The organism is Rickettsia endosymbiont of Ceutorhynchus obstrictus, assembly GCF_964026565.1.
GTDB lineage: Bacteria > Pseudomonadota > Alphaproteobacteria > Rickettsiales > Rickettsiaceae > Rickettsia.
The window spans coordinates 378,951-401,755 of record NZ_OZ032162.1; the positions used below are offsets into that span (position 1 = coordinate 378,951).

Sequence of the window (22,805 nt, forward strand, 5' to 3'; positions counted from 1 at the left end):
ATTTTGATTTATATAGTAAACTCAATTAAACACAATTTTTAAAGGTAAACATGAAAGAAAAAAAGAGAAAAGACGATATAGAAAAATTGTTAAAAGAAAAAAAGAGTTGGTGTAATATTGTTTGGGGTAAGCCAGGTATTATAGAAACAATAGAAAGGCCTGAAGACGATTTTGTTTTTCCTGGAAAAAGTCCAGAAAAAACAATTCATATTCCTTTTACTGCAATACACTGTAAATTAGCTGAATCTAATTCAATTATGTTGAAAAATGTAGAAGATTCATCCTATCCAGATGCTAATCACTTAGTAGCTCATATAATGTTTGTTGTTTCAAAACAAACTTATATTAAGAATATGGGAAATGAGAAACAAGAATATAAGGGGGGCAGAATGTTTATAGATTTTCCTATAATAGGGGATTATAGAATTTTGCAAAAAATACAAGAAGGTAGTCAAAACTCAGCAAGTTATAATAATGTTATTAAAGAAAATAAAACTATTGGGATTGGGCAATATTATTACAATAGGTCTAAAACTTACGAGCAAAATGGATATAGAGGGCATAGTGAGGAGCGCTTAATCGACTTATTACAGAATAGGGAGGTAGGTAACAATGAATATATTAAAAATATGGTATCTTGTCTTAAAGGCAAGATAAAGAAATTACACCCTAACTATGATTCCTCATCTGGTCAAAAGTTCAAAATATATGCTGTTAATCTTTTTATTAACTCTGAAAATAATATATGTCGTGATTGTGAAAAAGATTTGTATTCTTTAATGACTTCACAGAAGGAAGACTCTTTTTTATATATATTAAAAAATGAACTCTGCAATGTAGATAATGCAATATTTGAAACTATAAAGAACAATAATAATTTTCCATATATGTTTGTAAGTGTTTCAGCTTCTAAACATACCGATAAAAAAGGATGTAAAACTTTTAACAAAATTGATGCAGAACTAGCATTTAATGGTACAGTGACATTGGCGGGTGGTATAAAAAAAGAATATAATGAAGAATTTCTCAATTTAAGTATAGATATAAAAGATTTTTCAAGTAATAAACTAATTTTGAGTACAACAGTAAAATGGTTGTATTCTTCTCCAGAAGAATATTCAGAAAAATATGAGAAAATTAATAGTACTAAAAATAGTACTAACTGTTTTTATGATATAAAACTTTCAAATTTTAGGAATTTAAATCTTAATGAGGTTAAAGCTCCTGATGATGTTGTTAGCACAACTACAACAACAAGAGAAGCTTTAGAAAATGAAAAATTAGTACAAAAATTAACTCAAGAAAATCATCAAACAGGTGACTTGACGGATTCACATTTTGATATATTAAGTTTACAACCTGTATTATTGCCAGCAAGTTCCCAACAATGTAATCTTCCTGAAAAAGAAGAAGTTTTTGTAACAGGAAGTAATCCTGACGTTGAATGATTATTATAGTGTATACTAAATTATAAATTCGTAGACACCTCAAAAAGTACCTAAAATACTGTATATTAAATCGATTTAATTATATTAATAGACAAAAGTGTCTATTAATTGATTTAGTATACAGTATTTTAGAAACGTTAAACTTACAACTTATTTATTCTTAATCATGCTCTCCAATTAATTGACAATTAAGATCACTAAATAATTGTCGTGCTACTATATTTTCTTCTGGAAGAGAAAATGTTGATTCCATTGTTTTTACAGCAAATTCATATAATCCGCTTTTTTCAACATTTTCTTCCAAATAGGTTTTTGCCTCTTTTATGCCTACTAAGACATTGTCTATGTTATTTCTATGATTAGCAAAAATCTCTCTAATAACTTTTAGCTCGGTATCTGTTATGCTTTTTCTTTTCATATAAGCCTCTTATATAATTATATATTCTAAATATTTAGTACTTTAAGATAATAAACAAGTCTTTAACATAATACTTTCTACCCCCGAAAGATCAATTTGTCCACTCATGTTAAAGTTCCTAATGTCATTAATAGCATCTAATACGTTCCAATTATCTGAATTAGTTGGTACTATTCCACATAATGAAGGTCCCATTTCATAATCAAATATATGAACCCGACCGTTAGTGCTGGAGGTTATTGAACACATATGACCTCTACCTATATTAATACGCTTTTAAATGATGCCAATGCTTTGGGAGAAACTACACAAATTAAGATCGGGCTTACCATGTATAATGAAAAAGAAGTAGAAATGGTAAATAAATTTTGTGAGTTTTTTGATAATCTATGTAATGAAGAAATAGGTGGAGAAGAGCCTGATATAGCTTATTACGGTCACCAGCAATGGCAAAAGATTATAGATGATGCAGCTGAGTTGGTTAAAATAATGGATAAAAATAATAAAGCCAATAATTTTAGCGATTGTTTAGCACAGTTCAACTATTTTGATGTAGATGGATACGAAGATTACGACGACTTTGCTGACGATGAAAATATCAAAAATGGTTATAATTTATGGTAAAATTTTAAAATATTACTTATATCGGAGTAAGTTTTAGAAAGAGTCCATATAGGTTTTGATCAAGAATATAACGTACACAACTTTGGCGGCGGCGGTGAGAGCGGTTATAAAAAAGCTGCTTGGACAAATCAGATAGCGAATATAATCGGTAAGCAAATAGTAAATATTACGGTTAAGGATACACTAGAGATAACAGGCGTGTTAATTGTCAATGCCGAAGAAAGAATAAGAGCGACAACGTTCCGTAACACCTCGCCAAGGAGGAAGAAGATACCACAGAAATAAACTTTGATCATGCACCGCTTAAAGTTCAGCTAAAAGATAAGCGTCGAGAAATATCAGCAACTATCGGGCAAGGAGCTATTGCGGTTGGTGAAATTACCGGATATCCGTTAAACCGTAACATTACAGCACAAACGAAGGTAATACATAACGAGGAAGGCAGTTTTGATAGTGTTATTCATGCGGATACGTTTGATAGGCTAAGCGGTAATCTGTCTAAGCGTCCAGTGAGCGTAAAGAAGATAGATACGGAAGCAGTACGTAGCGGGCTTGATCCTGATCCTAGCTTAATCACTCGCACTGGATATTATTTTAGCGATATAGCCGAGAATGTTAAAGATGCTGTAAAAGGTTTAGCTAGCGGCGGTACACATGCGTAAATTTCCTCGAAGCTGGAGTAGATATAGATAAGCTAAACGCTAGAATATATAAATTATTAGGCTAAGCTAAAATATTACTAGTAGTAAAAAATATGTTTAATCAAACAAATATTGTATATTCCGTATTATTTGCTGCTTTTCTTGCTACAATAATTAGCTTAATTATTCAATTATTGGGTTATAAAAAAGAGTTAACGGAATTCGAGAAGAAAGAGATGAGATTAATGGGTTTTTATATGGATAAAAAATTCCTGAACGCTAGTCTTGTTAAAAATTTCGAGTTTCAGGATTCAGAAAAATATTCTGATTCTTTTTTAGAAAGTGTTAAATTGTATTATAAATTAGAAGAGCTAAAAATAATTTCAATACAGGAATTAGAAGAGGATAAAGAATTAAATTTTTTATTTAAGGAATTATTAGATAATACTATTAAAGAGTTTTTATCTCATCCAATAGGAGATGTTGTTGGATTATACAAAGAATTAGACATGGGATTAAATACTGAGCTTACTCATGCTCATCGGTTATATGTATTTTTACCCAAAAATAAGATAAATCAGAAGAAGCAAAAAACTTTGATTTATGCTAAAATTCCATATACTATTTCCAAAGACGAGCTTGAAAGCTTAAGTGTATGCATGCATTTAATTAAATTACTTTCGGTTAAGAAATAGGATATACTCCTAATATAGCTGACTTGTAAGAGTGTCAGACATTTGCACGATCATAATTTTCATTGTCAATTCGGTTCTGAAATTGTCTGCTACGCCCCAACTACAAATATAAAAAAGTGGGAATAGTATTGAAGGTACCCCTGGGTTGGACTAGAGGACACCTCCAGAAGAGGGAAAAGCATATACTTCATTTATTATCTGAAAGCCCTTAGTGGGAATGATGGGTACCATCCTACTGCTATAACTGATAGCAAATTTGCTATTAGAACGCTAAAGATTATGCGAAATTTCTGGCATAAGGGAAGAAATCCCTCGCCCCGTTTTTCTTTGCTGCTAGGTACCTAGTACTTTCAGGTAGCCATTATTTGCATAAATTCTATATTTTTTAACAATTTTATAGTAGAATGTTTACTATAAAAAATAGTAGTTAAACATTAATAAAAATAAACTATGGTCGATAAAGAGATTAGTAATAGAGCTAATTTAGCAATTTTTGAAGATTATGCTATACGTCGTATATACGACAAAAAAACAAAAACTTGGTTTTTTGCTATAGTCGATGTGATTCGTGTACTTACGGGTGCGGCAGATCCTGGTAACTATTGGCGTGTGTTAAAAAATCGCATTAAGAAAGAAAATGGATATGAAACCATTACAAATTGTAATGGTTTCAAGTTGAAAGCTCCTGATGGAAAAATGCGTCAAACAGATTGTGCTAATACAGAAGCACTTTTGCGTATTATTCAGTCTATACCTTCACCAAAAGCAGAACCCTTTAAACTGTGGTTAGCTAAGACCGGCTATGAAAGGATTCAAGAAATTGCTGATCCAGAAAAATCAATTGATAGAGCAAGAGATAACTGGAAGCGACATGGTCGTAGTGATAAGTGGATACAGCAACGCATGATGGGGCAGGAAACTAGAAATAAATTGACTGATTACTGGAAAAGTCATGAAATAACAAAAGAGAAAGAATTTGCCATATTAACTAATATTATTCATGAAGAATGGGCTGGTATAAGTGTCAAAGAACATAAAAATATAAAAGGTTTAAAAAATCATAACTTACGTGATCATATGAATGAAGCAGAATTAATTTTTACTGCACTTGCTGAATTATCTACTCGACAAATAGCAGAAACTAGAGACGCTACGGGAATGACAGAAAATAAGATAGCAAGCAAAATAGGAGGAGATATAGCTAAAAAAGCTAAAATAGCTTTAGAACATAAAACAGGTAAAAAAGTAATTTCAACAGAAAATTATCTACCATTAAAAGATAAGCCTACAAAAAAGCTTACTCCCACAGTTAAATAAATTGCTTTCGTCTAATGTAGTAACACTAAAAGATAGATTAATCAGAACAAGCAGAAATGGTAGACCATTGCGCTTACAAACAAAGTGAGCGTTGTAAGTTAAAAATATGATATAACAAATTTTGAAGTCAGTATAAAAGAAGTTTATACTGGCATTAAGAGGGTTGAACTTACCTCTTATTTATGAGCAGAGGTAAGATAGGGGCGTGAGATACCGTGTGAGCGTAGGTTTTAACGACCGTGTGAATCAAGGTACTCTAGCCCTGACTCTCGAGACGTTTGAATAGTTGAAAGGGATAATGTTTTCATACTCCCGTTTACAATCGCAAATATAAAATCTCGAGGTAGTTATGTCCTTATTACTCTTACCCAGGCTTTACTGTTACAAAGCTCAGGTAAGTATCCGAAGCACAAGTGCTAAAACACAAGGCTTTGGACATGGTATGAGGATGGCTGAGTCGGTTGTAGTAGTGATGAAACTTCGTAATAGGAGTGGAGCGAAGGGCTGACAGAAAAGTAAGAACGTGAGAGGGAAACAATGACCGTACACAGCAAAGACGGAAAGACATGGTTAACAAAACTTGAGCGTATAAAGTTGTTATCATCGCAAAATGAAGAGATAAAGTTCAATAATCTTGGAGATATCATAGACTTAGGGATGTTAGAGGAACAGTATAAGGAACTCGATAGTAAGAAAGCTGTAGGAATAGATGGTATAACTAAAGCAGTTTATGGAAAGGATATAAAGGCAAATTTGCTTGTACTACTTACCAAAATCCGTCGAGGTCAATACCGAACTAAACCTGCAAGAATTACTATGATTTCAAAAGAAGATGGAGGCAAGAGACCGTTGGTAATATCATGCTTTGAAGATAAGATAATCGAGTCTGCAGTAAGCAAGATATTAAATGCGGTGTTTGAACCAATATTTCTAAAATGTTCTTATGGGTTCCGCCCTAAATTAAATGCCCATGATGCACTAAGAGAATTAAATAGACTTACGTATAACTTTAATAAAGGAGCAATAGTTGAAATTGATATAACAAAGTGTTTTAATACAATTGGACATAACGAGCTGATGGAGTTTCTAAGCAAGAAAATATCAGATAAGAAATTTCTAAAGCTAATGAAGAAATTGATAGAAACACCGATTATAGAAAATAATACTATAGCTCTTAACAAAGAAGGTTGTCGTCAAGGTTCGATGGTTTCACCAATTTTAGCTAATATATTCTTACATTACGTGATTGATAGCTGGTTTGCAAAAATCAGTAAAGAAAACATAGGAGGACAAGCAGGTATGGTGAGATATTGTGATGATATGGTATTTGTTTTTGAGAATGAAGAAGCTGCAAGAAAGTTTTATGAGGTTTTACCGACAAGACTAAACAAGTACGGATTGAATATCAATGAGGCAAAATCGCAAATGATCAAATCCGGCAGAAACCATGCTGAAAATTTAGCTAAACAAGGTAAGAAGATTGAAAGTTATAACTTTCTTGGATTTACTTGTTACTGGGGTAAATCAAGGTTTGGCACAACATGGAGACTAAAATATACCACAAGAAAAGATCGATTTACTGAGAAACTTAAAGGACTGAAAGAATACCTGAGAAGCAAACTAAACGAGCGAAACAAAACACAGGTATTAGTGCAAGTCATCAAAGTAGTTAAGGGATGGGTCAATTATCATGGTATATCGGATAACCAAAGACGAGTAAGTTCATTTATTTATCATAGTAGACGTGCAATATTCTGATTATTTAAGACTATTTTACTTTCTATTTTTTGCACTAGCTCACCGGAAGAATGCGGTACTGTTCCCCAATTTATATTACCGATAAAATTATTATTTTGTATTTTACTAGCTATTTCCTCTAATTGTTGCGGTGTTAAATGTAACTCCCTAAGGTCTAAATGAACAAAAGAAGGATCATTTTCTATTATTTTATTTAAAATATTTTGATAATTATCTTTAGAATTAAAAGAAGTAGTAGCAGTAGCTGTATATTGTGCTTTCATAAATATCCTATAAGTAATTAATTTTATACTTTAGGTTAGAATGCTTAAAAGATAAGGTTTATAATGAGCTTAAAATTAAAAATATTTACTTTTAAAAATATCAAACCAATGATTGCTAAAAAACTAATATATTAAATTTAGTTTTTCAACTAATATTTAATATATTTTCAACTATTACACATATAGTTAATTATTCTTTCAACAATTTAATAATTTATTTTGAGTAGTGCGGCAGAATTATAAAATTTGAGAAAAGATATAAACAAAATAATCTAGTTTAGAGGTTGTTAAATTATAGCGTCGAAAACAAAGGATCCTTTATTTGGCTCTGTTGCAAATAGCAAAATACTACTAAAATTTATATAAATTTTTATGACAGCATGCGGCTTCAGGATGAAATTTTTTAATTAAATTAGAAGATTTTGCTATTTGCAACAGAGCCGAAGATATTATAATTAAAAACTGATGGGCGGGGGGCAATAGTTCATTACAATTTACAATTTTTCTCGCAAGAGGTGTTTAACCATTTACTTATAAGGTTTTCAAATTAAAAGTTGCGATAGTGTAAAAAATTCTTTAGAATTGAAAAAATATTCAAATTATAAGTACTCGATAATAAAAAACCGGCAATAGCAAGTTTAGTAGAGCGTCAAGAAGTTGTAAACAGCTTACAAAATGTATTAAAAGAAAGCTGTTATCCTTATCAAAGTCTAGTGCCGGAAGTATTGGATTTTGTCAAAGCATCGGCGGAAGGCGGAAGAGTTAAAATCAGGTAAGGTTACGATAAACTGTTAAATGTAATCAGCTATTGACCCCTTTAGAGGTAAAATTGTAATAAAAATTTACTCTGCCTCTGATCACCTAACGAAAGGCTTTATAGTAAACAACGATTTAATTAATAGGAAAAGTAAAATTATGGTTACAGAATTGACCAAAGGTCTTTATGAGAAATATGAGTTACTTAAAAAGCGTTATAAAGACGTTTTTCAAGATAGTACAATGAGTCCACAAATTCGAGTAAAAAGCCTCAAGGATATTAATGATAAAAGCAGTAGTAGTAATGCAGATTTGGGGAGAAATATTAACGAATTACTAAGTGAAATAGCTCTAGCTGACAATGCTAAAGACTTACTTAAGGGGCAATATAGCAGGGTACAAGATTACTATAGGTATGTCCAATATTATACAAAAGAGCAGATATTCAATAAAGCAATAGAACTAAAGGGAAGTATAAATCTAGATATATATTTAGTTATTGCTTTAATGAATAAAGCTAATAAAATTGCTACTGGGTACGAATTAAGACCGGTACAAATTTTATCTACATTAGAATTTTTTAGAGAAAATGGTGCTTTAAATAAATTTTGTCAAGTTAATACTGGTGAAGGTAAGACTACGCTTACTTCGTTGATAGCTGTAATAAAAGCGTTACAGGGAGAAACTGTAGATATTATAACCAGCAATGAAGTATTAGCACAAGATGCTGTAAGAGATAGAGAGGATTTTTACTCTCTGTTTGGTCTTAGCGTTGCTCATAATAATGCAGACCATAGCCATGAGAAAGGTACTCGAGATTGTTACAAGCACGATATAGTGTATGGTACTATAGGCAACTTTGAATTTGATTACTTAAAAGATCGAATTAAATTATCTGAGGCGAAAGGAAGCAGAGGATTTGGTTCATTAATTATCGATGAAGCTGATAATGTTGTTTTAGATAATGCGGCTCATGTAGCTAAAATTTCTGGACCGATAGCCGGCATGGAATATTTGCAATATGTTTACCTTAATATATGGCAAGCACTGATTAAGGTGGAACAAATTTTAGGACTACAAGATATAGAAATCGATCAGGTTACTATCGAAGATAAAAGATTAATCCAAGAAGTAATGAGTATTTGTGTAAAGGCTAATATAAATAATAGTTTGATTCCTAAGTTTTTAGAAAGCTATGTTGATAGAAAGCTAGATGCCTGGATTAGCAATGCTGTACATGCAAGGTATGATTATTACCAATATCAACATTATCTTATTGGTAAGAAGGATACCGAGCGAAGTGATATAAGTGCGGAAGAGAATGTTATTCCTTTACTGGATATCTAGGAAAGGAATTAGAGATTTTTGAAGGATATTTAAGTTATAGAAGCGGGCTTGGGATAATAAATCGAGAAAAGGTAGAAGAAGATATAACCAATAAAAATTATAATGAAGCAATAAGGAAATTAGAGGAAGTTATAAACTTATATAAGATACTAAAAATAGATCCAACAAAATATAAAAGTGAGTATAAACCTGGCGTAAAAGAGTATAAAGAACTCACCTCAAAGGATATTTATAATCAAATAGAATGTAATGAGCAATTAGCAAAATGCTATGAGAAGCTAATTATGCTTACTGATGATAAAGTAAAACAGCAAGAATATCTACAAGAAATATTAAATCAGTATATAGGGACAAACGAATTACCTGGGATACTAAGTCACTTAAGCGAATTAGAACAAATATCCACTAAAAAGGTGGCTGTAATTTATAATAATTTAGGAGCTATATTATTAAAATTATACGATAAAAAAATTAGTTTTAATGAATTAAAATCTGAGTTGGTTAAAATTTGGAATGAAAACAAAGTAACAATTCACAGTGATCCTATTCAAGAGGAAGAAAATCTAGCAATTATACAAAAAATATTTATTTTAGCGAAGCAACATAATGAAGATAATAATTTTGCAATGGCAGATTCATATAATGGTCTAAAAAACGTATATGAAAGACAAATTCAATTAGTTACCGAAGAAACTCAAAAAGAAAACCTGCGTGAATGTATCTCTAAAAATAAAGAAGAGCGAGATAAAATAAACGAACGATTAAATAGAACAGTTAAATACGAAAATAGTTCTGAAGAAAACAACGTTGATAAAAGTAACGATATTCCTATTACACAACCGGAAATATTAGAGATCATGAAAGAGTCTCAAATTTTAGCTGAAAACCTAATATCTGATGAAATATCTATAAGCGGTAATTTTGCTGGATGGAATCCATTTAGTTGATTTTTGGTTTTAAAGAATCTTAGATCTAAAGAAAAATATGTCAAAAATAAAAAGCCTTGGTAATGTAAGTGAGTCAAGATGTAATAATGCTTTTAATAGATACGATGATTTAGAATATCAATACCAATACGATGATATTATATATATAGGAAATAAATTGATTGAAGAATACAATTTATCATCATCTACTAAACCTATTATATTTATAAGTCCTCTAGGACAGGATAGAGATTCAGAAGGTATTAAAATTGAAGCATCTAATCTCTTAAGAAAAGCACAAAGTAATTTAGAGAATGAGCAAAAAGCAGTAGGTATATTTAATACAGGCGGTAATCACTGGATAGCATATCTATTATTTAAGATAGAAGATTCGATTCAATGTCTTTATAAAGATTCTTTAGGAACTAAACGTAATGATTTTGAGCAAATTTTTGAAGAGGATTTTTATAAGGATAAAGATTATGTAGATAGTTCTATTCGATTAATAAATACTGAAGTTGAACAAATTTTAGAGTTTGAACCATTAATTGATAGTACTCACCAACATGTGAGCTGCGGAATATTTGCTTTAAAGAATATGCTAGTATTAGCAGGAATTAATTCTTCTATACAATTCGAAAGTGTTCTGCAATTTTTTACTCCAGGAAATACAGAAGAAAGTTATACTCATTCTATAGTTGTTGCACGAAAAGAATTAGCGAAAAAATATTTTGGGGCAAAAATTGAAGAACTTAAGGCGGATTATGTTAGAAAAATAGTAGTGGATCATCATAATACTGAGGCAAATAAGTTAGCAGAAGTTATTGATATCTCGGAGAGAGAAATCGATGTTCGTTCATTATTACAAAATCCTTTAGAATACAGTTATGGAATTAATTATCCTGTTGCTGATAAGAAATTTCTAATAAATAAATTACAAAAGCTAGGAATAAAATACAAAGAAATAGATAACGTATTTATAATAAAACCTATGGCATTTAGAATTGGTGCTAATGAAAAAATCAACAACCTAGTGACGATAATTCAATCTAATAATAGCGATTTTAATCCAGCTCAAGAGATTAATCATTCCTCGTTCACCACGTTAATTTTCTTGCAATGTAGTGTTGAATCAAAGCTAAAACCCTTAGCAATAGAGATTTTGCAAAATTATGATATTGCCGTACCTGATTCCTTTAAAGTAACACCATCTCTAGAAATACTACCTGAACCAATAATAGAAAATGTTAGCGGTAACATAGAGGAGATAAGAGCTATTGTAGAACAAGTGGTAAAATCAAAAGAATCAAATACTTATAAAATTGAAAAACTACAAGAAATAGAAAGCACTCAGTATAAGCCTTTAATAAAAGAATTAGCTTATAAGACAGATAGTAATGAAACAAGCAATTTGATTATTATACTAAGCGATTTAGGTAAATTACATATAGAACTAGGTGGTTTAAGTGGGGAAGTAAAGTACTATACAGATGCAGCTGTTCTTTATAATTACGTTATAACTATCATGAATGCAGATAAAAGTTTGCAAAAGTTTCCTACTGTACTAGCTTCTTTAGAGCAAGGGGTCTTTCCATATTCACAGCTAAATATTATACAAAGTAAACTATTGAAAGCAGTTAAAGGTATTGAAGTTGATAGTATAAAAGAGAAAAGAACCAAGATTATAGATAAGAATAGCATAGACCAAATATCGCATAAAGAGTTATTAGCGGAACTGCGAACTAAAATAAAAGCAAAAGTTACTGAAATAGAGGAAGTAAGATCAGCAAATTCTAAAGTAGAGACTAGAGAATATATAGAAATATCAAGAACTATATTTGAGGAAATAGCTACGGAGATGAAGCACTATCTTGCTTTACTATACAAAGAAGCAAAAGAAATATTAGAAGTGCCGCCATGTCAATATGCAATAATAGGATTGGGTTCAATGGCACTAAAGCAGATGACACCTTATTCTGATTTAGAGTTTGCAATTATCATTGAAAAATATACACCGGAAATAGTTACTTACTTTAGAAACTTAAGTCATTTAGTACATTTTAAGATGATCAATCTTGGGGAGACTATAATTCCTACTAGCAAGTATGGGGTTGACATGAGTCACTTAGTACATCAAGCAGTAAACTTTGATCTTGGAGGAAAGACTCCACTCGGTAGGGTTGACAAAGATAAACCGTATGATCTGATAGGTACAATTGATTGGTTAATACATTACGTACGTAATGATCAAAACAAAGCTATTCACATAGATAAAAACCTTCCTTATATTTTAGAGAAAGTCTGTTATATTTACGGGAATGAACAACTGGTTACAGCTTACAAAGCTGAAGTACAAAAGTTTTTACAACAAGACTATGAAACTACAGAAAAAGAATATCACGGCTTAAAGAATTATCAAGTTAGAGCACTGAAAGTACTTAAAGAAGGAGCTATAGAAATAAATTATCTACAAAAAGGAAATTCAGAGTTAAAGGATGTATCTTTTAAAGGAGATTTGCTGAAGTTAAATCCAGTTTTTAGTGATAGAGCGGAAGGAAAATTATTTGATGTCAAGCAGGAGATATATCGTTTACCGGACAGGATGCTTTATAATCTAGGAATGTATTATGGAATTGATGGAGATAGTGCCTGGGATACAGTTGATAAGTTGTATAAACAAGGTATTATCAATCTAGAAGCTGCTAATAATCTACAAATGGCAATAACCTTTGCTACTACGCTCAGGCTTACCACCTATAGTCATAATAACTGTCAAAGGGATGATATGTTTACATATCACCTAGCACTGGAACATTTGAGTGAAGAGGAAAGAGAAAGATATACAGAAAAGACGTTCTATATTGAGGATACGAAAGTATTACATGATTTTTACTATGTAATGCTGAGAGTAATAGAAATGGTAAAAGGCTTATGTGATGCTGAATCTCGTGAAAGCATAGAAGAGTTACTAAGACAGGATAAGCTATATGACGATAACAATTATAACAAAGCTATGGTTCATGCTAGATTCTTAGAATATGATAGAGCTCTAGAATGCATGGAAGCTGCTAAAGCAAACAATCCTGAAGATTTAATGTTATTATATGATTTATATTTTTTATATCGAAAAACATCAAAATTAGAAAAAATTGATGAAATTATGGAAAATATAATAAAAATACAACTTTATTCACGTATGCATGGTAATGGTAATATTGGCGGAGATGATCTTAGTATTGCTAATAGTTATGCTAATTTTGCTTTGGCAAACCAAGCTCAAGGAAAATTAGATCAAGCAATTAAGTGCCAAACTCTAGCATTAAATGTACAAAACAAAATTTACGAATCGAACCTAAATAATGCCGATATTGCTGCTAGCTATAATAATTTAGCTAATATGTACGAAGCTCAAGGAAAATATGAATTAGCAATTTTCTATCAAAAAAAATCACTAGATATACATTTAGAAATTTTCAATCATGATTCTAACCATTTTGAGATTGCAGGTAACTATGATAGTTTAGGAAATATTTATTTAGATATAGAAAAATCAGATAACGCAGTTGAATGTTATACTAAAGCACTTAATATCAGACTTAAGATTTATGGAAATCATCCTAATCATCCTGAAATAGCTGCTAGCTATAACAATTTAGGAAATGCATATCGCAGTCAAAGTAAATATGATTTAGCGTTGATTTACTTTCAGCATGCATTACAGATTCATCTTAAACTCTATGAATACAATCCAGAGCATCACGGAACTGCCATTATCTATAATAGCTTAGGAAATGTGTATACAACTCTAAAGCAATATGAAAAGGCAATAAATTGTTACAATAAGGCCTTAGAGATAGATCACAAGGTTTACAAATACATTCCAAACCATCCTCACCTTGCTTGTGATTACTATACTTTAGGAGCATATTATAAAGATATAGGAAATGTTTCTAAAGCAATTGAATGTCATTATACTGCTTTAAGGATGCGGCATGAAGCGTATCACACTAATCCTAATCATCCTGAGGTTGCAAGTAGCTATACCGCATTAGGATCAATGTTGGAATATACTGCTGCAATTCAATACCATAACAAAGCATTAACAATATATAAGGAATGTTATAAGCAAAATCTAAATCATCCTAATATTGCTGGAGTTTATCATGATTTAGGAATTGTATTTTCGCAAAATGGTGAGCATATTAAAGCTGCTGAATATTGCGAATTAGCACGAGAAATTTTCTTAAAAGCTTATGATACAAACCCAAACAATATAAATATTATTAATGTATGTAACAGTTTAGGTATTATATATGACGACATGGGTATGCAATATAAAGATAACACAAAATTTGACCAAGCAATTCGTTATTATCAAGAAGCATTAGATATAAGGCTTAACATTTATCAAGACACTCCACACCTTGATCTTGTAAGAAGTTATAGTAATTTAATGAGAGTATATAAAAATAGTGATCAGCGTGATAAAATGTCAGAGTGTATTAAGAAAGCATTAGATATTACTACTAAACTTCACAGCGATAATATAACTACACCTCAAGACACTTTTATTAACAATAATTTACCTTCTCCCTCTTTAAAACAAATTACAGATGAAGAAACAATAGCAACACCCTATAATCAGTTGCAGATGTTAGAACTGCCGGATGATAATACTAACACTGCTAATGATTACAATAATTTAGGAGCAGATTATTTTCAAAAAAATCAATATCAGGAAGCAATTATTTACTTTAACAAAGCATTAACGCTACCTACAACTTCTCCTCAAGAAAACTTACAGCAAGTGGTTAGTTGTAATTATTTAGGCATGGTATATCTAGCTACAAAGCAGTATGACAAGGCGTTAGAATGTTATGGTCGTGCATTAAACATACAAAATAATCATAATCAACCTCATACTGCCGCTAGTTATTGTGGTTTAGGAATGGCTTATTTTAGTCAGCATAAATATCAACAATCGATTGAATATTATCTAAAAGCATTAGACATACAACAGAAAATTCATACATCTTCCTCAGATTATATGCATATTGCAGGTACTTATCATAAATTAGGAGACGCATATGATCAGAGCGGGAATTATGCAGCAGCAATCGATTGTTTCCAAAAAGCAATTTTCCCTAACCCTTCGTTTCTTATATTCTATAAATTAGGATTATCATTATTACGTAATGGAAATTTTGAATTATCTAAAGATTACCTTGAGCAAGCTTTAGAAACCCCTAACATCTATATATTTCCCCAAAAAGTTCAGGACGTGCAAAAGCTGCTATCTTGCAATTTAGTACAATTAGGTAATATAGCATTACTAGAAGGCAATGTAGAGAAAGCAATAATGTATTATAATGAGATAAATGAGAAATATACAAATATTAATTCTAGTGATTTTATAAGTTTACAACTTTCACATTCAGCTGTGGCTTATGAAAATTATGCGTTATTAGCTGCAATAAATTGTCAGCTAGTACTACTAAAAGTTGATTCTAAATTGTGCCATGGAAATCATTATCATAATTTAGCTTGTTTTTATGCTGCCATAGATAATATAGAATTAGCCAATGAAACTTTTATTAAAGCTTTAAATCATCGTGAAGTAAAAGGAAGTTTGTATGCAGAATATGCTCAGTTCTTGATTATTAACAAAGAAAATAAAGCTTTAGATATTAAAACTCATCTTATATCAAAATATCTATATACAGCTATGAGCAGCGATAATACTGAGGGCTTAGAATATGGTATCTTAGAAAAAAACTCTATCTGTACTATATTAAAAAGTATTATAGAACAAGAAAATAAAGCTGTTAGGGTAAACCCTAAAATACTAGCGTATTATTTACTGATTAAGTACCCCGAATATATATTTGAAAATGATAATATAAATACTCTATTAAAATCACTGCATGATTATTGTGATAGGCTACAAGATGAAGTATCATTCAAACTTCTTGCGGATTGTTATAATAATATTGATAATGAAGAGAGTGTTATATTAGCCGGCTTAATAAGCTTAGAAAATAATTGGTAGACAATGTTGTACTTCTCATTGAAAGAGATCTATTTTCCATAAGGTAGATTATCTATTTTTAATAGAAAGATTATGCAAAACTCAAATTAATATTTAATATTATAGTAAAGTTTATGTTTGTAAGATACCATCTAAATTTTCTGTAATTTTTGTTGGTTCCTCTAAAATATTCAAAATTTCGGTAGCACAATAAATCTTATCTCTTTTTCCAGTAGAGGTTTGTAAAATAATTCCTAATTTTTCTAGTTTATTTATTGCTCGTTGAGCAGTTGTAAATGCCACTCCAAATTTTTTTGATGTATTGTTTATGGTGCAAAAAGGTGATACTGCCAAATTTTTTATGATTTCTTGACCTATACTGTTAAAACGATTATCGCCTACTTTAATCTGCCATTTTACAATTAATGCATTAATACGTTCAGCTCGTGACAATACATCTAAGCCTTGAACAATAACACCGTTTAAAAAATATATAAGCCATTCATTCCATGTACCTTTACTACTTAGGGTTTTACTGCATATCTGGGCCAAACTGGCAATGAGCTACAAATTACAAGTTTGAGGTAGGCACTTATAAGGTAATATATCTATAAAAGCTCGCTCTAGATATTTTCAAAGTTTCACAAATATCGCCTATACTCATACCATGATTTTTATGCATCTTCTTAGCAGTAAGCACCTTAGGATTAGTGTTTTCAATTTTCTTGCGTCCACCTTTTCTACCTCTCACTCTAGCTGCATCAAGTCCAGCTTTAGTTCTTTCCTGGATAAGTCTTCGTTCAAATTGAGCGAGTGATGAGAATATATTAAAAATTAGTTCTCCAGATGCGGTGGTAGTATCAATAGAGCCATCACAAATAGACTTAAAACCTATTTTTTTTTGTCTTAGATATTCAACAAGTAATACCAAATGATGCATAGAGCGACCTAATCGGGGTCTAGGGTGAGTAGGACGACTGGATCACTCCAGCCGAACCCTCCTCAGAACCGGACTTGCAGAACTACCGCATCCGGCTCCCGATAAATCAGCGTCCCCACGCATTTTCAGTGATTATTGAAACATCGATTTTGTAACCCACTTGGTAGGAAATCCCAACGCTTTTACCGTTCTTAGTACTACCTCCCATGTAATATGCTTCCTTCCACCTCTTCGATTTAGCCACTTGTAAATTAAGTATTTAGACTTTTCAAGAAATTGGCGTATGCTATGCTTATTGTCGGATATACCGTGATAGTTAACCCATCCTCTGACTCCACTAATAACTGCTAGAAGAACTTGATTCTTACTTTGCGCATTAAGGTTGTTCATTAGGAATATTCTCATGCCCTTGAGTTTTGCTGAGAAGCGGTCTTTGCGGCTTGTATATTTAAGCCTGTGTTTCCCACTCCTCGACTTACCCCAATAACATGTGAAGCCAAGAAAATCAAAAGTCTTTAACTTGGGTGTCTGACGGGAAACCCCAGATTTTTCCGATGGCTTTAAATGCCTGTTACCCTTAACCTTTAACCAGTTTACTGGTTGGCAAATTGCTTATAATTTGTTCTTTAATCTTCCTTTTATTTAAATATTTATTTAAAGATAGGGAATTCATATACCCCATATAATTTGCTATTTTACGTACAGACAAACTATAAGATAACAGTTCTTTAATTTTCTCTAAATCTTTATCAAATTTACTTTTCTGTATGGTACCTAAAGGTTTCCCAAGCCGAATACCACTAGCCTTTTTAGCTGCCAAAGCATCTTTTGTTCTTAGGCTTACCATGTCACGTTCCAACTCAGCAAATAAGGAGAAAAAGGTAACCATAATTTTAGACGTAATATCGTATTCAGTACCTTTAATTATAATATTTTGCTTTATAATTATTAGTTTGATTCTATTTTTTATCAGGTTATTTACCAAATCTATTACTTCTGAAGTGCTTCTACCTAATCTGCTAAGTTCAGTAACTATTAATGTATTGGCAGAACCTAATTTTTGGATTAGTTCATCTATGCGTCTTTGCTTTGGAGTTTTATGTGAAGATAGCTGAACCTCAATAAATTCATCAACTTTAAGATTATTCTGATTTGTATAAGATAAAATCTCGTGTCGTTGATTTGTTAAATCCTGTTTATTAGTTGAAGTTCTAATATAACCGATGGTTTTTGCTGTATTTTGAACCATAATTACTCTTAACCTTAAAAACGTCATAAATGGTATATAACATATAGTATTATATATTAATATTTAATATATTTAATTCCAGTATGTGATAACGAACGTTATCGGGCATAAATAATACAGGCTAAAATAAATTATGCCTACTAAAGATAGAAATTTGGTTCTTTTCTCAGAAACCGAAAAATTTGCGTTGTATGCAGTACCTGATTTTGATGACAAACAACGCCGTGAGTATTTTAGTTTTTCTGAAAATGAATTACATCTTATTATGCACGGTCAACATCTTCATGTTAATATTTATTGTGCACTACAAATAGGTTATTTCAAAGCCAAAAAAATATTCTTTCAACTATCTTGGAAAAAGATAATATCAGAAGATTTACAATTTATTCTAAGCCATTACTTTCCAGGAATGACCTTTACTGGGATGGATATAACCAGATACCAATACTATAATCAACGTAAAGAAATTGCCAACTTGTTTTGTTATAGACTGTGGTCTAAAGAATTCATGTCAATGCTCCACAAACAAGCCATTCAAATAATAAAACGTGATACTTCCCCTAACTTTATAGCACATGCTTTGGTAATTTTTCTGGATAATATTAAGGTTGTTCGACCTGCCTATACTACGCTGCAAGTTATAGTCACCAAAAGCCTTGTAGAGGAACGTAGGCGTATCAGTGCTATAATTGATAAGGAGCTTGGTACTGAGCATAAAACACAACTGGATCAGTTACTGATACATGAAGATAACGTCTCAAAGTTGGCTGGTTTTAAGCAGGATGCCAAGAATTTTGGCTTCAAAATGATGCTAAGGGAACGGCAGAAGCATAATACCCTGGAACCATTATACCAAATAGCTATAAAGCTCTTACCCAAACTGGAAATTTCAAGGCAGAATATAGATAACTATGTTAATCTTGCCAATCATTATACAATCCGCGACTTACGTGAATTAAAATATAATCAGGGTTACTTATACATTTTATGTTATGTTCTAAAACGTTATCAGCAATTAAATGATAATTTGATTGAAGCTTTTATCTATCATTTCAAGAAGATTAACAAAACCATTCAGGACAGGGTAAGTGTTCATTTTACCGATGACGTTACAGAATCTCAGGAAAAAATTGGCGATCTACTACTGCTTTACGTTGATGAGCAGTTTAACGATACAACCTTATTTACTGAAGTACAGGATTGTGCTTTTAAAATTATGCCCAAGGATATAATCCTGGATCTTGGGAACAAAATGTTAAATAAGCCTCGCCGGAAAAAAGAATTTAAATGGCAGGAAGTTGATAAATTACATAAAACCTGTAAAAAGAATTTACGTCCTTTATTTATGAAACTCGGTTTTTCCAGCGAAGACGCCAATAACCCATGGCTTAAATCAGCTTACTGGTTACAGGAAGTATTTGCAAATAACCAAAAGCTTCATGATCGGCCTTATCATGAATGCATTGAAGACACAATACCCAAGCATTTACAGCGTTATCTTCTGAACAATGATACTCCAGAAAACAGAAATCTTAATAGCGGACGTTATGAATATTGGATTTATTCTCAAATTAGCAAACAAATCTATAATGGCGGATTGTATATTGAGAATAGTTTTAATCACCGCTGTTTTAACCATGAATTAGTACCTGTTGACCAAAAGAGAGATATTTTAAATGACTTAAATATTCCATGGCTGCAACTGCCAATCCAGCAGCATTTAGATGATCTAACAAAAGAATTACATGATTTATGGCTGCTCTTTAATAAAAACCTCAAACAGAATAAATTTTCTCATTTAAAATACGATTACAGAAAACAAAAGCTTAACTGGAATAAAATTAAAGCTAATAAAAATGAAAAATTACAAAATAAATTCTTTAAACAACTACCATTCTGCGATATTAGCGACCTGTTGATCTTTGTTAATGATAACTGTCGATTTATGTCAGCTTTTACTCCCCTGCAACCTCGTTACTTTAAACACGATGCAGATAATAAGGAAAAACTAATAGCTACAATCCTTGCTCAGGCTTTTAACCATGGTAATTACAAGATGTCTCAAGTTAGCGATGTCTCTTACCGTTCGCTTGAGACAATTTATCAACAGTATTTACGTTTATCGACACTAAAAAAAGCAAACGACATAATAAGTAACTCTATTTCAAGGCTACCGATTTTTCCTTACTATTCTTTAGATTTAGAGCTGCTTTATAGTAGTGTTGACGGGCAAAAATTTGAACTAGATACACCAAATATCAAAGCTCGCTACTCACGTAAGTATTTGCGTGAAGGTCAAGGAGTTAGTGCTTATACTATCCTGGCAAACCACGTACCTTTGCAGTGTGAGCTTATTGGTAGCCACGAACATGAAAGTTATTATGCTTTTGATATCTGGTACAATAATACTTCAGACATAATCCCAGATACAATTACAGGGGATATGCACGTTACAAACAAAGCAAATTTTGCCATAACCAAGTGGTTTGGGGTACAGTTAAATCCAAGGTTTACAAACCTTAATGCTCAACTAAAGAACCTTTATTGTGCAGACAATATTGTAAAATATTCAAACTGTTTGGTTAAACCTGTATCCCAAATTAATCTTAAGGTTATTGTTGAGCAAAAAAGTAATATTGACCAGTTAGTTGCAACTTTAGCTCTTAAGGATATAAGCCAGGCCAATCTAATTAAAAAATTATGTCATTTACCATCAGAAAATCCATTAAGAAAAGCCGTGTTTGAATATGATAAACTAATACGAAGTATTTATACTTTAAAATATATGATGAATGTCCAACTACAAAAAAATATACATAAATCCCAAAATAGGATTGAGTCATACCATAAACTACGGGCTGCTATTGCAAAAGTCGGAGGGAAAAAGCAATTATACGGCAAAACCGATATTGATATAGAAATAAGTAATCAATGCGGTAGACTTATTGCTAATGCAATTATTTACTATAACTCTATAATTTTATCTGGAATTCTTGGGAAATATGGGATTCAACCCGGCAATAAAAAAGCATTAACAATCATTAGAAAAATATCGCCGGTTGCCTGGCATCAACATATTCACTTTCTTGGTCAATATACCTTTCAAAATAAAAGTAGCACCATAAATATAAAACAAATATTAGAAAATATTGATCTATTATGACTGCAAAGTATACTGGCTGCTCTAACTCAAGCATAGCTATAATAATAGATATGAAACGACAACCACCCCCTAGAAAAATATATACTAGTTAAACAGCAGAACCTTTGTACAAAACAATTCAAGGTAATCTAATACATAAAGATAAACTAGTAGCCGTTATAAACAACCGGCATTACCTATATTTGTGGTATGCTATATTATATTTTTGTGGGAGTCAATAATAGTAAGCCTAATCAACTAAGTTGTTCCGGCGATTATCAGAAAAACCTGAGGTCTCCCGTCAGATACCCTATAGCTAATAGAAAAGGAGGAGCTGGTAAAAGTACATGTGCAGCTCATCTTTCCCTTGAAGCAACTAAAAAAGGATTCAAAACTATTTTAATAGACCTTGATCCTCAAAAAACATTAGAAATTTGGTGGAAAAAAAGAGAAGAAGAAAACCCATTTTTGACTGATATTGATCCATTAAAAATAGAAGAATTAATAACAAATATCGATGAACATGGATTTGATTTATGTATAATAGATACACCAGGTGATACTAGTATTAATGCTATTAATGGAATAAAAGTAGCAGATTTGGTATTAATTCCCTCAAAACCTACTTCACCAGACTTAACTGCAATTGGTCGTACTATTTCTATGGTTAAAAATTTAGAAAAAAATTATGTATTTGTTATCACACAAGCCATTGCTAGAACTAAGCTTGCTTTACAAGGTGTAGCAGTTTTATCTGAATTTGGAGTTGTTGCTCCTTCTACTATAAGTAATAGAATTTCTTATGCTAATGCAATGAATATTGGTTCTTCTGCTTCTATAGAAGATAAACAAGCAGCAGAAGAATTAAAAGAAATTTGGAATTTTATAAGCTTAAAATTATTTGATTTAGGAGAAAAAGATGCAAAAGAAAAAATACGATTTAACCTCTGATTTAGTTAAAGTTAGTGAGGGAAAAAATGTTATTCAAGAAAAGAAAGAAGATGTTAAAATTATTCTTTTGACTATGTCTATCGAAGAAGAATTAAGAGCAGAATTTAAATCGTGGTGTGCTAGGCATCGTCTTAAAATGAACGAAGCTTTTATAAAAGGATTTAAATTATTAAAAGAAAAATATGGACCATAAATATATTTAACAAGAACTTTTTAATTACTCACTGTATATTAAATCGATTAGTAGACATTGCTGTCTACTAAATATATTTTTACGATTTAATATTCATTATATTATAATT

18 protein-coding genes are annotated in these 22,805 nt (G+C 31.3%); 12 read left to right on the forward strand and 6 right to left on the reverse strand.

The genetic code is table 11. The features are described 5' to 3' along the window. Positions 1-50: 50 nt before the first annotated feature. Complete coding sequence (locus AAGD64_RS02310) at positions 51-1,448, forward strand: hypothetical protein (RefSeq protein WP_341793702.1); 1,398 nt, start codon at positions 51-53, stop codon at positions 1,446-1,448. Positions 1,449-1,608: 160 nt separating this feature from the next. Here the strand turns inward: AAGD64_RS02310 and AAGD64_RS02315 are convergent, their stop codons facing one another. Further along, positions 1,609-1,866, reverse strand: coding sequence for a hypothetical protein (locus AAGD64_RS02315; protein WP_341793703.1), 258 nt, complete (start codon positions 1,864-1,866; stop codon positions 1,609-1,611). A gap of 249 nt (positions 1,867-2,115) precedes the next feature. On the opposite strand from AAGD64_RS02315, the gene AAGD64_RS02320 reads away from it, so the two are divergent. The 5 genes from AAGD64_RS02320 to AAGD64_RS02340 all read left to right on the forward strand — a co-directional run bounded on the left by AAGD64_RS02320 (position 2,116) and on the right by AAGD64_RS02340 (position 6,901). Next, on the forward strand, positions 2,116-2,490 hold the full coding sequence (locus AAGD64_RS02320; protein WP_341793704.1) for a hypothetical protein: 375 nt from the start codon (positions 2,116-2,118) through the stop codon (positions 2,488-2,490). Between the two features lie 509 nt (positions 2,491-2,999). Next, complete coding sequence (locus tag AAGD64_RS02325) at positions 3,000-3,152, forward strand: hypothetical protein (RefSeq protein ID WP_341793705.1); 153 nt, start codon at positions 3,000-3,002, stop codon at positions 3,150-3,152. 92 nt (positions 3,153-3,244) lie between these two features. Further along, positions 3,245-3,826: a hypothetical protein gene (locus tag AAGD64_RS02330; RefSeq protein WP_341793706.1), complete on the forward strand. Its 582-nt coding sequence runs from the start codon at positions 3,245-3,247 to the stop codon at positions 3,824-3,826. A 450-nt stretch (positions 3,827-4,276) separates the two neighbouring features. Next, positions 4,277-5,143 carry a Bro-N domain-containing protein gene (locus AAGD64_RS02335; RefSeq protein ID WP_341793707.1) on the forward strand — a complete coding sequence of 289 codons (867 nt, stop codon included), beginning with the start codon at positions 4,277-4,279 and terminating at the stop codon, positions 5,141-5,143. Between the two features lie 537 nt (positions 5,144-5,680). Further along, a complete protein-coding gene (locus AAGD64_RS02340) occupies positions 5,681-6,901 on the forward strand; it encodes a reverse transcriptase domain-containing protein (protein WP_341793708.1) in 1,221 nt (406 codons plus the stop codon). Here AAGD64_RS02340 and AAGD64_RS02345 read toward each other — a convergent pair. After that, positions 6,877-7,164 carry a hypothetical protein gene (locus AAGD64_RS02345; RefSeq protein WP_341793709.1) on the reverse strand — a complete coding sequence of 96 codons (288 nt, stop codon included), beginning with the start codon at positions 7,162-7,164 and terminating at the stop codon, positions 6,877-6,879. The genes AAGD64_RS02340 and AAGD64_RS02345 overlap by 25 nt on opposite strands. 915 nt (positions 7,165-8,079) lie before the next feature. On the opposite strand from AAGD64_RS02345, the gene AAGD64_RS02350 reads away from it, so the two are divergent. The 3 genes from AAGD64_RS02350 to AAGD64_RS02360 all read left to right on the forward strand — a co-directional run bounded on the left by AAGD64_RS02350 (position 8,080) and on the right by AAGD64_RS02360 (position 16,242). Beyond that, positions 8,080-9,267 carry a DEAD/DEAH box helicase gene (locus AAGD64_RS02350; RefSeq protein ID WP_341793710.1) on the forward strand — a complete coding sequence of 396 codons (1,188 nt, stop codon included), beginning with the start codon at positions 8,080-8,082 and terminating at the stop codon, positions 9,265-9,267. Positions 9,268-9,551: 284 nt separating this feature from the next. Beyond that, positions 9,552-10,214 (forward strand): hypothetical protein, encoded by a 663-nt coding sequence (locus AAGD64_RS02355; protein ID WP_341793711.1) that lies wholly within the window; start codon positions 9,552-9,554, stop codon positions 10,212-10,214. Positions 10,215-10,251: 37 nt separating this feature from the next. Then, on the forward strand, positions 10,252-16,242 hold the full coding sequence (locus AAGD64_RS02360; RefSeq protein WP_341793712.1) for a tetratricopeptide repeat protein: 5,991 nt from the start codon (positions 10,252-10,254) through the stop codon (positions 16,240-16,242). A gap of 111 nt (positions 16,243-16,353) precedes the next feature. Here the strand turns inward: AAGD64_RS02360 and AAGD64_RS02365 are convergent, their stop codons facing one another. The 4 genes from AAGD64_RS02365 to AAGD64_RS02380 all read right to left on the reverse strand — a co-directional run bounded on the left by AAGD64_RS02365 (position 16,354) and on the right by AAGD64_RS02380 (position 18,410). Next, complete coding sequence (locus AAGD64_RS02365; protein WP_341793713.1) at positions 16,354-16,674, reverse strand: DeoR family transcriptional regulator; 321 nt, start codon at positions 16,672-16,674, stop codon at positions 16,354-16,356. Between the two features lie 139 nt (positions 16,675-16,813). Then, positions 16,814-17,161, reverse strand: coding sequence for a recombinase family protein (locus AAGD64_RS02370; protein WP_341793714.1), 348 nt, complete (start codon positions 17,159-17,161; stop codon positions 16,814-16,816). Positions 17,162-17,267: 106 nt separating this feature from the next. Next, positions 17,268-17,405 (reverse strand): hypothetical protein, encoded by a 138-nt coding sequence (locus AAGD64_RS02375; protein WP_341793715.1) that lies wholly within the window; start codon positions 17,403-17,405, stop codon positions 17,268-17,270. A 333-nt stretch (positions 17,406-17,738) separates the two neighbouring features. Beyond that, complete coding sequence (locus AAGD64_RS02380; protein WP_341793716.1) at positions 17,739-18,410, reverse strand: recombinase family protein; 672 nt, start codon at positions 18,408-18,410, stop codon at positions 17,739-17,741. A 133-nt stretch (positions 18,411-18,543) separates the two neighbouring features. Here AAGD64_RS02380 and AAGD64_RS02385 point away from each other — a divergent pair, with 133 nt between their 5' ends. From AAGD64_RS02385 to AAGD64_RS02395, 3 genes are all read left to right on the forward strand, one after another. Further along, a complete protein-coding gene (locus AAGD64_RS02385) occupies positions 18,544-21,573 on the forward strand; it encodes a Tn3 family transposase (RefSeq protein ID WP_341793717.1) in 3,030 nt (1,009 codons plus the stop codon). A 207-nt stretch (positions 21,574-21,780) separates the two neighbouring features. Next, positions 21,781-22,503, forward strand: coding sequence for a ParA family protein (locus AAGD64_RS02390; RefSeq protein ID WP_341793719.1), 723 nt, complete (start codon positions 21,781-21,783; stop codon positions 22,501-22,503). Continuing rightward, a complete protein-coding gene (locus AAGD64_RS02395) occupies positions 22,472-22,696 on the forward strand; it encodes a hypothetical protein (RefSeq protein WP_341793720.1) in 225 nt (74 codons plus the stop codon). The genes AAGD64_RS02390 and AAGD64_RS02395 overlap by 32 nt, the downstream gene beginning before the upstream one ends. The last annotated feature ends 109 nt before the right edge of the window (positions 22,697-22,805 follow it).